The sequence below is a fragment of the Bradyrhizobium sp. Leo78 genome (assembly GCF_059512425.1).
Genome location: NZ_JCAMOT010000061.1, coordinates 20,697 through 33,179, shown reverse-complemented (window position 1 = coordinate 33,179; position 12,483 = coordinate 20,697). Strand labels below are relative to the sequence as shown.

Sequence of the window (12,483 nt, the reverse complement as noted above, 5' to 3'; positions counted from 1 at the left end):
GTTTCGATCCCAAGAAGTCGATGCCGACAAGGTAGGCGCGCAGGCTTGAGTCTCCTAACATCAGGCTGGTTGAGCTTCTCCAATGCAACCCGCGGCAAGCCAGGTGATAGTCGTCGAACGCTTGTGCCTGACGTGCCGGAAAGCGGATCTATTTCGCAGCGCTTTTGCAACCCGTTGCGCTTGGCCACCTGAGATAAACCGCCGCGCGTACATACGCGGTGACCAAGAGATCGTCTGCGCTCCTGACCGCTGCCCTCCGAAGGCGAAGGCCACACGTTCGAATCGCAGGAATGGTAGCGGGGGAGCGCTACCGCCTTTCCCCACACCAACCAAGCCTACGATATCTCATCCGATCCTTCGCATGAGGCAACACACGGGCAACAGGCTAGAGCCGCTTTACCCCTTCGACGAGAGCTGTTGAACGGTCGCGAACGCATGCCGTCTGTGCTCTAGATTTACGGCTCGAGCACAAGCGCGGGCGCCCCGTGAGTAGCCGTCTGTCCGGCCTCTGTGTCGTACGCAGAAGCTCCGCGTTCCTGGAGAGGCGATCCGTCCTCGCCCTCCGGGTGGATCCTGAACCAGGCCACATAGAGCGCCGGCAAGTACAACAGCGTCAACAGCGTGCCTACGATAATGCCGCCCATCATGGCGTAGGCCATCGGCCCCCAGAAAATCTCCCGCGCGATTGGAATGAGCGCGAGACTCGCGGCGGCCGCGGTCAACAGGATCGGTCGCATGCGGTGCTGGGTTGCCTCCACCACGGCATCCCAGGCCGGCCTGCCCTCCTTCTTGAGATCCTCGATCTGAACGATCAGGATCACGGAGTTGCGGACCAGGATGCCGATGAGAGCGAGCACGCCGAGGATGGCGACGAAGCCCAGCGGCGCGCCGCTCGGCAGCATGGCCATGACGACGCCGATCAGCGCGAGCGGCGCCACCGCGAACACCAGGAACAGGCGCGAAAAGCTCTGCAGCTGCACCATCAGCACGGTCGCCATGACGAACAGCATCAACGGCACGACCGCGATGATCGGCCCCTGGCTCTTGGCGCTCTCTTCCACCGAGCCGCCGATCTTGATCGCGTAGCCCGCGGGCAGCTGCTTTGCAAACTCTGCAACCCTCGGCGCGAGCTGGTCGACGACGGTCTTCGGCTGAACGTTGCTGACGACGGCGACCTTCAGCGTGATCGTCGGAATCCGCGCGCGCCGCCAGATCGTGGGCTGCTCCAGCTCGTAGCGCAGATTGGCGACGGCCCCGAGCGGCACCGCTTGGCCGCCGAGCCCGGTCATCTGCAAGTCACGCAGCGTATCGATCGAGGCGCGCTCCGGCGCGGTCGCACGTCCCGTGACATCGACGAGATAGATACTGTCACGCACCTGGGTGATCGGCGTGCCCTGCAGCACCGAGTTCAGAGTGGTCGCGATGTCTTCCGAGGTCACACCGAGCTGACGCGCCTTGTCCTGGAGCACGTCGACCTTGACGACGCGCGCCGGCTCCATCCAGTCAAACACCACATTCCCAAGATCAGGACTGCTGCGAATGACGCCGGCAAGCTTCTGCGAGAGGTCACGGACCACAGCAATGTCGGGGCCGCTGAGGCGGTATTGCACCGGACGACCCACGGGAGGGCCGACCTCGAGCAGCTTGACGTAGGTGTCGGTGCCCGGAAAAGTCTTCCGCAAGTAGTCCTCGAACTGCGACTTGAGCTTGTCGCGGGCGGCGATGCCGCCCTTGGTCACGATCACCTGCTGGCCGAACCAGGTGTTGGCGGTTTGCACATCGAAGGACAGCACGAAGCGCGGCGCGCCGGTGCCGACATAGGTGGACCAGTGCTCGACCGAATCGTTGCCCTGCAGCTGCTCGCGCTCGAAGCGCGCCATCTGCGCGTTGGTCTCGGTGATCGAGGCGTTCTGCGGCAGGTTCCAGTCGATCACGAGCTCGGCACGGTCGGAGGAGGGGAAGAACTGCTGCTGCACGAACTGCAAGCCGAACAAGGCAAGACCAAAGGTGCCAGCCGTCACGGCGACGGTGCTCCAGCGATGATGCATGCAGAACAGAAGGAGGCGCGCGAACATCTGCGCGACGCGGCCCTTCTGCTCGTGATGTCCCTTCATCCTGGCCGGCAGAATGGTGACGCCGAGCAGCGGCGTGAACAAGACGGCCACGATCCACGAGACGATCAACGACACCGCGATCACTACGAACAGGGTGAAGGTGAACTCGCCGGCGTTGCTGCTGTTGAGTCCGATCGGGATGAAGCCCGCCACGGTGACCAGCGTTCCCGTTAGCATCGGAAACGCGGTCGAGGTATAGACGTGGGTCGCCGCCTTCTCGAGCGGATCGCCGATCTCGAGCCGCGCCACCATCATTTCGACCGCGATCATGGCATCGTCGACCAACAGGCCAAGCGCTATGATCAGGGCTCCCAGCGAAATGCGCTGCAGCGAGATGCCGCAATAGGCCATCACGACGAAGGTGATCGCGAGCACGAGCGGAATGGCGATGGCCACCACGAGACCGGCTCGCAAGCCCAGGCTCAGGAAGCTGATGCCGAGCACGATGACCACCGCCTCGAACAGCGCTTCGGTGAAGCCGGAAACGGCATGTTCGACCACGACCGGCTGGTCGGCAACGAGGTGGACGCCGACGCCGATCGGCAGGTCGGAGATGATGCCGGTCATCTCCTTCTTCAGCGCCTCGCCGAACTGGAGCAGATTGGCACCGGACTTCATGCCGATCGCGAGCGCGATGGCGGGCTGGCCGTTGTATCGGAACAGGGTCGACGGCGGATCGGCGTAGCCGCGTGTGATGGTCGCCACATCGGTCAGCGGGAAGAAGCGGTCGTTGATGCGCAGATTGACCGCCTTCAGGCTCGCCTCGGAGGTGAACTGGCCGTTGACGCGGACGCTGATGCGCTCAGGCCCTTCCTGGAACACGCCCGAAGGCGCCACCGCATTCTGGCCCTGCAAGGAATTCATGATGGCGTGGACGTCGAGGCCGAGCGCCGCGATCTTGCGGGTGGAGAATTCGAGATAGATCACCTCGTCCTGTGCACCGAGAATGTCGACCTTGCCGATATCGGGCACGGTGAGCACCTTGGCCCTGATATCCTCGACCTGATCGCGGAGCTGTCGCTGGCTCAAGCCGTCGCTGGTAAAGGCATAGACGTTGCCGAAGACGTCACCGAAGCGGTCGTTGAAGCCGGGGCCGATCACGCCTTGCGGGAAGTCGCCCTTGATGTCCGCGATCATATTGCGGACGCGCACCCAGGTCGGCTTGACGTCGGCCGCCTTGGTCGAATCGCGCAAGTAGACGAAGACGGTGGTCTGGCCCGCGACCGTCACGCTCTTGGTGTAATCGAGCGATTCGAGCTCTTCGAGCTTCTTCTCGATCCGGTCGGTGACCTGACGCGTCATCTCCTCGGGCGAGGCGCCCGGCCACTGCGCCCCGATCACCATGGTCTTGATGGTGAAATCAGGGTCCTCCTGTCGTCCGAGCTGGAGATAGGCAAAGAGGCCGGCCGCCATGAAGGCGATCATGAAATACCAGACGAGCGAACGATGGCCGAGCGCCCAGTCGGAAAGGTTGAACGACTTCATGGCTCCTGATCCTGTTGGATGCGGACGTGCTGTCCCGGCTTGAGGCTGTGAATTCCAGCGGTGACGACGCGGGTACCTGCGGCAAGCCCGCCGGTGACGCGGATACCCGCCGGTTCGATGACACCATCGATCTTCTGCAGGGAGACGGTGCCGGCGGACTGGTCGACCACCCAGACGAAATCAGCGCCGTCCCTCGCGAGCACCGCTGATGTGGGCAGGCGCAGATTCTTGCCCTGGTCCTTGCCGAGCTTTGCCGTGACGGTCGCGCCGAGACGGAAGCTTTCGGGCGGGTTGTCGAGCGCGATCCGGACTCGCCGCAGCCGCGTCACCGCATCGGCTTGCGGAGCGACTTCACGGATCCTGCCCTCGACCTGAACGGCGGGAAGGAGCTGCAGGCTGACGGTGAAGGCGAGACCGACCTCGAGCGGCACGGGAAAGTCTTCCCCGATATCGACGACCGCCTCGCGAATGTCCGGCCGCGCGACCGTCACCACGGTTTGACCGGGCGAGACCACCTGGCCGACCTCCGCGCCAACAGCGGTGACGACGCCGCCGAAATCGGCCTTGATCTGGGCATAGCCGAGCTGCTCGATTGCCTTGGTCAGGCTCGCCTGCTCCTGGGCGACGGTCGCTTCGGCGCCGGCGCGGGCCTGCTCGGCATTGTCGAGTGTCTGTTTCGTGGTCGCGTCGCTGGTGATGAGCGTGCGTTGCCGCTCCTCGGTGCCCCTGGCCGCCGCAAGCTGGGCCTCGGCCTTCGCAAGCTGAGCTTTGGCTGCGCGAACGGCGAGATCGAGCGCGCTCGGATCGATCGTGCCGATGATTTGGCCTTCGCTGACGAGGTCGCCCACATAGACAGGACGCGAGGTCAGCCGTCCGAGCACGCGAAAGCCAAGATTGGTCTTGTAGCGCGGCTCGACCGTGCCGACGGCAAGCGTGCTGTCATTGTTGTCGGGCTTGGCCAGCATCGAGAGCACCGGGCGGACCGGCTCCGGCGCGCTCGTCTCCTGCTGACAGCCGGTGAACAACGAGGCCGCCGCGAGCGTGCCAGCGATCATCATGACCCGTCGCTTCATGACCGACCTCCTTCTTCAGTGACGGACTGGCCGACGCTCAGCAGCTTGCCGCCATCGACGACGACGCGCTCGCCGGGCTCGAGGCCCGCCTTGATCAGCACCTGACCGGCCTCGTATGCGCCGACCGTGACCGGCTTCAGCAACGCCGTCTGCGTCCTGGGGTCGACGGTCCAGACGGCAGGTTTCCTGGCCGCGGCCGTCAGCGCGCTCCAGGGCAAGGTGATCTCCTGCTGAGCTTTCACCTTGACCGTTCCGGCGACGGCGCTGCCCAGCGTCATCGCGGTCGGCGGAGTGTCGATAGAGACCTTTACGCGGATCGTAGAGCTCTTCGCGTCGATCGCTGGTGAAATCTCCCTCACCTCGCCCGTCGCGGTCACGTTGGGATCAGAGAGCAGTGCCAGCCTCACGCGGCGGCTCTCGGCCTCGCCAAGGAAGACGGATTCGTAGACCTCGAACACGGCATCCCGCTCGCCGTCCTGTGCGAGCGAGAACACAGGTTGCGCGGCCGGCACGACCTGGCCGACCTCGAGATTTCGCGCAGTGATGACGCCGTCGGCTTCCGCGCGCAGGACGGTATATCCGAGCACATCGCGCGAGGTGCCCAGCTGCGCCTTTGCCGCCTCCAGCACACCCTCGGCGGTTCGCAGACCTTCCTGGGCCTGGTCATAAACGGTCCGGGTGGTGAAGCCGCTTGCGATCAGCGCTTTCTGCCGCTCGAACGTAGCCTTCGCCACGCGCAGCTGGGCTTCGGCGGAGGCTACTGCTGCGGTCGCAGCATCGACATCGGCCTGTTGCTCGGCCGGATCGAGCCGGGCAAGGACGTCGCCCTTGTTGACGTGAGCACCAACGTCCACGGCGCGAGCGATCACATGTCCGCTGATGCGAAACGATAGATCGGCGCGGAAACGCGCCTGGACGTCTCCCGTCAACGTGATGGCGGGTTGCCGGTCGCGTGGCTGCACGACCGTGGTCCGGACCAGCGTGGCACGCGCGGCCGCTGGCGCGGCGTGATCATTGCAGCCGCTCAGCGTAATGATCACGAGCACCGCCGCTGCGGCGACTGCTTTCATCGCAGGCGACCGTTGACGGACCGGATTGGAGAATGGTTGGGTCATGGCGCATCCGTTCGATCAGAAAGCGACAAGAGTGCGCCGAGCGCATCCGCGGGGCGGCAGGACACATAGGCTGCGCCATTTGAAACGGCCGCTCTGGTGCGGCGCGGCGCTCTCATCTGGCGTGTCGCGATGGTCCAGTTTGCGCCGCGCTCGCGCTCGGTCAGTGGGAATGACAAGACGATCGAGGTGAAGTCGGCGCCAAAACCCTGCTCGACCTGGCCGCCGAGCGCCCGGGCGATATCCCTCGCAATTCGCAGCTCGCGATCGGAAACGTCCCGCGCAGGTCGAGAGCCGTTGTCCAGGATCACGCAGTTCACCAGCGCGCCGGTGCGCGCCAGCTTGATCCTGATCTGCCCGTCGCGTGCGTCGAAGCAGGCGTGCCTTGTCGCGTGCATCACGAGTTCGTGGACGATCAGCCCCAGGTGCCAGCAGCGCTCCGGCTCAAGCGCGAGGGACTGGGTCGCAAATACGAGGTCAATGTTCATTGGGTTGAGGACCGCGCGGCGCATGCCGCAGCCGAGTTTGCGAAGGTAGGTCGCGGCGTGGATCAGCGTTTCACCCGCGGGAATGGCCAACGCGCGATGAACATCGGCATAGCCATGCAGTAGCTCGACGACATCACTGAGCGGGCCCTTGGCTTCGGCCTCCTCGACCCGGATCGCGGCGGCCGAGACCAGGTTGATGGCGAAGGCAACGCCGTTGGTGACCCGGTGATTCAGCTCGCGCAACAGCACGCCTTCCTGCAAACCGGCGGGGTCCTGGTTCAAGACAGTCACTACATTCTCCATCTGCTTCGGCAATCGGGTCAGAGGCCGCGCCGTTCGCGGCCGGATCATCTGGACCACGCGCCAGGCCCGTCGAGCTCTGGCAGATCCTTAATAAACTATACCGTATATTTTCTTTTTCTTGCCTTTCTTCTCCGGGCGTGTCAAGGGGGAAAGCGAAGCGCACGGACTCGTGATTTCGGAGGTGCAAGAATGAAGAAGACGAAGCGAGGCAGGCCGCCCAAGGATCTTGCCGGCGATGCGCCGGCGCGAATTCTCGATGCAGCCCAGCAGTTGTTTCTCGAGAAGGGCTACCGCAGCGCCAGCATCGACGACATTTCCGAGCTCGCGCCCGCGAGCAAGCCGACGATCTATGCCCACTTCCCCGGCAAGGAAGCGCTGTTCGCCGCGGTGGTGGCCCGCACGGTCGAGGGATTGACCGACTTCGAGGGCTTCTCTCCCGAAGGTCGCACCATCGAGGACAAGTTGATGAGCCTCGGCACAGCCATCGTCGACAGAGTTATCGAAGAGTCACTGGGCATGGTGCGCGCGACGATCGCGGAATCGCAGCGGTTTCCCGAACTGAGCCGCAACGTCCACGACGCTGCGCGCGATCGCTCCCTGAATGCGGTGTCGCAACTTCTGGACGAAGCCACGCAAAAGCTCGCCCGTACCGCAAAGGGGCCTTTCAGCGCCAAACGAAGCCGCGCCACTGCCCAGATCTTCCTCGACCTGATCCTGCTACCGATGCTGTTCCGCTCGCTCGTCGGCGAGACCCCGAAGGACCTGAAGAAGGAGCTTCCCGGCTTCGTGCGCGAGCGCGTCGGCTTCTTCCTGGCGGCCTGCGAGACCGACTGGTCGTAGGCGCATGGCGGCCTGTCCTCTGCTGGACGGTTGGCCTGGCGTCCGCGTCAGCCGGCTGCCATCAAATGCACCTGCGACGCCATCTCGACCGGCAGCCACGATGGCGGGCGGCTCAGGGCGCCCGCGCAAAATCTCAACATCTCCTCGAAGCTTGGCCGCAGGGTCGCAGCACCCATTCTCGAGGGATTGAGATGCACGTCCATGGCTTCGAGCAGGCAGCAGGTCAGCGCCATCGGACTGCCGCCTCGCAGTTCGCCGCGTTCTTGCCCGGTGCCGATGATCGGACGCACGACCCCTCGGATCTTGTCGTGATAGGCGAGGACGACCGTCCAGTTCTGACGGACGGCCAGAGTGATCAGGTCTTGCAGTCGTCGATGCTTGGCCGGTCGACCTTCATTGCAGTCGGCGATGGCCTTCAGGATTGCAGCCAATCGCCGTAACGCTGGCCCATTGGCACGGGCCGCTTCAGCCGCCGCACTGGCCGCCTCCTCGAGCACCTCCTCCACCACGGACTCCTCGATCGCCCGCCGCGAGGGAAAGAATCGATAGACGTTGGCCGAGGACATCGACAGACTCTGCGCGATATCCGCAACGGTGGTCTTTTTGTGTCCCATCTCGCCGTAGCGATGGATGGCAGCCTGCACGATCCTGCGGCGGGCGCTGCTCGTTCGATCTTCAATCTGCCTGCGCATGACGTCTCTCACTTCGCCGGGATGGTCATCAGTTCGCGGCGGCAGGCCTCTCCGAAATCGCGCAAGGGATCCATCTCCTCGATGAATCTGGGGAGATCGACGAATGTGCGGTTTGGCGAGAGATACGTCTCGATGATCAAGTGCCCGGCTCTCTCGGCGGCCTGAACGACCTCGCTGCTCGACAAGATCCGCATACGTCCGACCAGCGTATAGAGGCTGACCAGTTGCGGGATTTCGGCCTGATCATTGACCAGGGCCTCGGCATAGAGCCGTGAGGCCTCCTCGATGAAGCAATGGTACAATTGTTCGCGCTTCGAAAACGAGCGGGCATGATCAAGCTCGCGACGCCTTCGGCGTCCGCTAAACCATCCACTGACAATGGTCGAGAGCGCGCCGAACGCAGAGCCGCCGAAGGCAGCCAGGGCCGGTATGTACACCGTGCTCATGAGATCGCTCCTGTCTCCTGACCGCGATGCCGATGCAATTCAGGGCAGGAACCCCGCCACATCGGTCGCGGCATCAATCCTTATCTGGCCCTGGCCGAGCCGCTGCTGGCTTGGTCGAACACCGCTTTGCACGCCTCGCTCAGGTTCGATTTGCTCTGCCTCAGACAGGCTTCGACACCTGAGGGGTCGGGAATGTAGGCGCTGCACAGACGAAAGGCGTCGGGCGTACAGGCCGCCCTCTGCTCCGCCGTGCCCTGGTTCTCCTGAGCCGATGCTGATGCGCTGCCAAGCGCGATCACAACCGCTGCGAACAACACCATCGTCAATTTCGTCATGTCAGATCCTTTCTTTGCTCGAGGCCTCTGGTTAGGCGGAGCCTCACCGCCTTGATCCCGGACACGCGCTTGTGAGCCAGCCGTCTTGACACCAATCGCAGCGCGTGATTTATATGAACTATACGGTATATTTTATTTAGGAGGCGGAGAATGTCAAGTCTGCTGTTCGTCTTGTTGCGCGAAAATCCCCTACCCGGGCTCGCCGTCGCATCGCTCAATGTCGTCGTCGCCGTGTGCCTCGTGGCGCTGAGCCTGCTTATCGGCATCACCATCGCGACGATCGCGTGGGCTCATTCGCTCGCCGCGGCTGAGGACTTCGAACGCCCCGCGCCGCGACGTGAGATCACGACCGGTGGCGCGACATGCTGAACTTCATCGAAGTCTTCGACGTGATGGACGTGAATCCGATCAGCCGGGAGGCGATGTGGATCGGTCTCACCGGAACGCGGACGGCACTCCAGCGCGACGGCTTCATGATCCATCCGAAAGCTGGCGCCGATTGTCCGGCGGAGTGGCTCGATGAGCGCGGCTATCTCGACGCCGAGTTCGCCCGCCGGCACCCGCGCCCCTGGAGTATCTGATGATGGGACCGCTTCATATCGCTGCCGGGAGCGACGCGCCGTGAGCCGACGATCCGCAATGTTCATGTGTGCTAGGCAGCCGACCGACAGCGCCCTTCCCCTGCGCGGCTACTTTCTTTCGGTGGGTGGAGTGCTGGTCTGCTTGCTGTGGTTGGCGAACTGGGCGCTGCCGGCGCAATTGCCGGGTCGGTTTTCCGAACCGGATCCGGCGCGGCCTGCGATCCGCATCCACTCCGACGTCAGGGGACCGGAGCTGGTCACGATCGATACCGATCAGCCCCTGCCCGCGCCCCCCGACAAGGAGATCGTCGTCGCCCACTCACCTGCTTCCGGCGACCAACCAGACCGAGACTGATCCGATGTCCAGACAGCATTTGTTCGCCCTGATCCTGTGGTCCGCCACGCTCGCCGCCACCGGCGCCGTGGCGGACGTCCAAAATTCCGCGGTGACGGACAGCCGCAGCGCGAGCGCGCAAAACGATGCCGAGGAGGCCGCTATCCGGCGCGTTCTCTCAGAATTTCGCACCACACGCGTCCCGCTCAGCCGCGCCATGGCAATCGCGGAGCACCTGCATGATGGCTCGAAGACCGCCGACATCAGCTTCGAGATCGACGGTCCGCCCGTCTACCGCGTTCGCACGATCCGGAATGAGCACGTGTGGGAGAACGCCATCGACGCAAATACCGGAAGTATCACGGGCAAGGAGACGACGTCGTCGCTTAAAGAGCTCGGTCGGGAAGACCTCGCCAACATCCTTGCCCTGAAATGGATGAAGCCGGAATTGTCGGATGCCGTGCAGATCGCCGAGAAAGCGGCGGCCGGCAGCGCGCTGGCTGGTGGACTGATCCGACAGGACGGCAAGCTCAACTTCGTGATCGTCGTCGCCTCAGGGGACCATTTGAAAGAGGTGCTGCTCGAGCCTCCAAAGGTCGGAAAGCAAGGCGCGAGTCGCGACTAGCACGAACATGTTCAACAGCAATCAAAGAGCACACTCGCCATGAACTTCCAGCCTCGATCACAACTCTCATCCGCACAACGGCAGCTTCCTTTCGACTGCATCGCGCTGCTGTTGCAAGGCGGCGGTGCGCTTGGTGCGTACCAGGCGGGCGTGTACGAAGCCTTGGCCGAAGCCAGCATTCATCCCGACTGGGTTGCTGGCATCTCTATCGGAGCCATCAATGCCGCCATCATCGCCGGCAATCCGCCCGAGTCTCGCGTCAACCGCCTGCGCGATTTCTGGACGCAGGTCACCTCGACCGCGCCGTGGGATTGGTCCGGCAATCTTTTCCTGGATTGGACGCGGAGCGACAATACGCGCAACCTCATCAACCAGATGAGCGCCGGTCTGGCGGCCACCTGTGGTGCCACAGGATTCTTCTCCGCCCGTCCCGTCCTGCCCTGGCTGCAGCCCGGAGGCGCCAGCGATGCGACCAGCATCTATGACACGCGCGCGCTCAGGACCACGCTGGAGCGCCTGGTCGACTTCGATCGTATCAATGCCGGGTCGACGCGCTTCAGCGCCGGCGCGGTCAATGTCAGAACCGGGAATTTCATCTATTTCGACAACACAACCCATACAATCCGAGCAGAGCACATCATGGCGAGCGGCGCACTGCCGCCCGGCTTTCCGGCTGTGGAAATCGAGGGCGAGTACTATTGGGACGGCGGGCTCGTCTCCAATACGCCGCTGCAATGGGTGATCGAATCGGATGCCCCGCAGGACATACTCGCATTCCAGGTCGACCTCTGGAGCGCCCGCGGTCAGCTTCCCCGCAACATGGCTGAGGTCGTCACGCGGCACAAGGAAATCCAGTATTCGAGCCGCACGCGCGCCAGCACCGACCAGTTCAAGCATGTGCAGCGCCTGCGACGCGCGCTCACGGACCTGCTCGGCCGGCTGCCCGACGATCTCAGCGAGCATGAGGACGTAAAGCTGCTCAGCACCGCGATCTCCCGCAATGTCTATAACATCGTCCATCTGATCTATCGCGCACGCAATTACGAGGGGCACTCCAAGGACTACGAGTTCTCGCGGCTATCGATGCAGGACCATTGGCGCGCCGGCTATCACGATGCGCTGCGCACCCTGCGTCATCCCGAGGTGCTCGCCCGGCCCTCGAGTCCCGACGGGGTCTTCACCTTCGATCTCGAACACGATGGCCGCGAGTAGCCGCAACCCCTTCGCCTGGAGATAACGCAATGCGCGAGACTGACGTGAAGCAACGAGCCTTTGCCATGCCGCTCACCAATCCAGCCTATCCGCCCGGGCCGTACCGGTTCGCGGATCGCGAATACATGATCATCACCTATCGTACCGACCCGGCCAGGCTCCGGGCCGTGGTTCCGGAGCCTCTGGAGGTGGACGAGCGGGACGCGCTGGTCAAATACGAGTTCATTCGCATGCCGGATTCCAACGGCTTTGGCGATTACACCGAAAGCGGTCAGGTCATTCCCGTCTCGTTCCGCGGACGCAAGGGCGGCTACACGCATTGCATGTTCCTCAATGACGAAGGACCCATTGCAGGCGGGCGCGAGCTCTGGGGCTTCCCGAAGAAGCTCGCGCAGCCGATCCTGCGAACCGAGATCGATACGTTGATCGGCACGCTCGACTACGGCCCGCTGCGGGTCGCCACGGGGACGATGGGCTACAAGCACCGCGAGGCCGATCTGGCAAAGGTCAAGGCCACTCTCAACGAGCCGAACTTCCTGCTCAAGATCATCCCGCACGTCGACGGCAGCCCACGGATCTGTGAGCTCGTTCAATATCGTCTCGAGGACATCGTGCTGAAGGGCGCCTGGAGCGGACCGGCGGCGCTGGCCCTGACGCCGCACGCCCTGGCGCCGGTTGCCGAACTGCCGGTGCTGGAGATCGTCTCCGCCGTTCACATCCGCGCCGACCTCACGCTCGGCCTCGGGACGGTGGTGCATGATTATCTGCAACAGCCGGCGCGCGGCTCGATTCGAGCCGGAGAGAAGGCTCTCGTCTTCTAATATTGAGCGCGCTTCGCGATCA

The 12,483-nt window shown here is 63.7% G+C and carries 14 protein-coding genes; 7 read left to right on the top strand and 7 right to left on the bottom strand.

Annotated elements, in window-relative coordinates; all coding sequences use genetic code 11:
• Window positions 1-455: 455 nt before the first annotated feature.
• The 4 genes from AC5ZG1_RS39860 to AC5ZG1_RS39845 are packed head-to-tail and all read right to left on the bottom strand — an operon-like array spanning window position 456 to window position 6,563.
• Window positions 456-3,599 (bottom strand): efflux RND transporter permease subunit, encoded by a 3,144-nt coding sequence (locus AC5ZG1_RS39860; RefSeq protein ID WP_496136197.1) that lies wholly within the window; start codon window positions 3,597-3,599, stop codon window positions 456-458.
• Complete coding sequence (locus tag AC5ZG1_RS39855) at window positions 3,596-4,672, bottom strand: efflux RND transporter periplasmic adaptor subunit (protein ID WP_496136195.1); 1,077 nt, start codon at window positions 4,670-4,672, stop codon at window positions 3,596-3,598. Before AC5ZG1_RS39855 ends, AC5ZG1_RS39860 begins: the two co-directional genes overlap by 4 nt.
• Window positions 4,669-5,787 carry an efflux RND transporter periplasmic adaptor subunit gene (locus AC5ZG1_RS39850; protein ID WP_496136194.1) on the bottom strand — a complete coding sequence of 373 codons (1,119 nt, stop codon included), beginning with the start codon at window positions 5,785-5,787 and terminating at the stop codon, window positions 4,669-4,671. The genes AC5ZG1_RS39855 and AC5ZG1_RS39850 overlap by 4 nt, the downstream gene beginning before the upstream one ends.
• On the bottom strand, window positions 5,784-6,563 hold the full coding sequence (locus AC5ZG1_RS39845) for a sensor histidine kinase family protein (protein WP_496136193.1): 780 nt from the start codon (window positions 6,561-6,563) through the stop codon (window positions 5,784-5,786). Before AC5ZG1_RS39845 ends, AC5ZG1_RS39850 begins: the two co-directional genes overlap by 4 nt.
• Window positions 6,564-6,764: 201 nt before the next feature.
• Between AC5ZG1_RS39845 and AC5ZG1_RS39840 the strand changes: the two genes are divergently transcribed.
• Window positions 6,765-7,415 carry a TetR/AcrR family transcriptional regulator gene (locus AC5ZG1_RS39840; RefSeq protein ID WP_496136192.1) on the top strand — a complete coding sequence of 217 codons (651 nt, stop codon included), beginning with the start codon at window positions 6,765-6,767 and terminating at the stop codon, window positions 7,413-7,415.
• Window positions 7,416-7,462: 47 nt separating this feature from the next.
• On the opposite strand, the gene AC5ZG1_RS39835 is transcribed toward AC5ZG1_RS39840, so the two are convergent.
• The 3 genes from AC5ZG1_RS39835 to AC5ZG1_RS39825 all read right to left on the bottom strand — a co-directional run bounded on the left by AC5ZG1_RS39835 (window position 7,463) and on the right by AC5ZG1_RS39825 (window position 8,888).
• The gene (locus AC5ZG1_RS39835) at window positions 7,463-8,107 is read right to left on the bottom strand and encodes a TetR/AcrR family transcriptional regulator (protein WP_496136191.1); all 645 of its coding nucleotides are present in this window, start codon (window positions 8,105-8,107) and stop codon (window positions 7,463-7,465) included.
• Window positions 8,108-8,115: 8 nt separating this feature from the next.
• A complete protein-coding gene (locus AC5ZG1_RS39830) occupies window positions 8,116-8,553 on the bottom strand; it encodes a hypothetical protein (RefSeq protein ID WP_496136190.1) in 438 nt (145 codons plus the stop codon).
• A gap of 80 nt (window positions 8,554-8,633) precedes the next feature.
• Window positions 8,634-8,888: a hypothetical protein gene (locus AC5ZG1_RS39825; protein WP_496136189.1), complete on the bottom strand. Its 255-nt coding sequence runs from the start codon at window positions 8,886-8,888 to the stop codon at window positions 8,634-8,636.
• Between the two features lie 150 nt (window positions 8,889-9,038).
• Between AC5ZG1_RS39825 and AC5ZG1_RS39820 the strand changes: the two genes are divergently transcribed.
• Genes AC5ZG1_RS39820 through AC5ZG1_RS39795 form a run of 6 tightly spaced genes read left to right on the top strand, consistent with a single transcriptional unit; the run spans window position 9,039 to window position 12,461 of the window.
• Window positions 9,039-9,257 carry a hypothetical protein gene (locus AC5ZG1_RS39820; RefSeq protein ID WP_496136188.1) on the top strand — a complete coding sequence of 73 codons (219 nt, stop codon included), beginning with the start codon at window positions 9,039-9,041 and terminating at the stop codon, window positions 9,255-9,257.
• On the top strand, window positions 9,251-9,469 hold the full coding sequence (locus AC5ZG1_RS39815) for a hypothetical protein (RefSeq protein ID WP_496136187.1): 219 nt from the start codon (window positions 9,251-9,253) through the stop codon (window positions 9,467-9,469). Before AC5ZG1_RS39820 ends, AC5ZG1_RS39815 begins: the two co-directional genes overlap by 7 nt.
• A 40-nt stretch (window positions 9,470-9,509) precedes the next feature.
• Window positions 9,510-9,824: a hypothetical protein gene (locus tag AC5ZG1_RS39810; protein WP_496136186.1), complete on the top strand. Its 315-nt coding sequence runs from the start codon at window positions 9,510-9,512 to the stop codon at window positions 9,822-9,824.
• 4 nt (window positions 9,825-9,828) lie between these two features.
• Window positions 9,829-10,428 carry a PepSY domain-containing protein gene (locus tag AC5ZG1_RS39805; RefSeq protein ID WP_496136185.1) on the top strand — a complete coding sequence of 200 codons (600 nt, stop codon included), beginning with the start codon at window positions 9,829-9,831 and terminating at the stop codon, window positions 10,426-10,428.
• 39 nt (window positions 10,429-10,467) lie between these two features.
• A complete protein-coding gene (locus tag AC5ZG1_RS39800) occupies window positions 10,468-11,640 on the top strand; it encodes a DUF3734 domain-containing protein (protein WP_496136184.1) in 1,173 nt (390 codons plus the stop codon).
• Between the two features lie 29 nt (window positions 11,641-11,669).
• Entirely contained in the window at window positions 11,670-12,461 is a 792-nt protein-coding gene (locus AC5ZG1_RS39795) for an acetoacetate decarboxylase (RefSeq protein ID WP_496136183.1), read from the top strand.
• Window positions 12,462-12,483 lie beyond the last annotated feature (22 nt).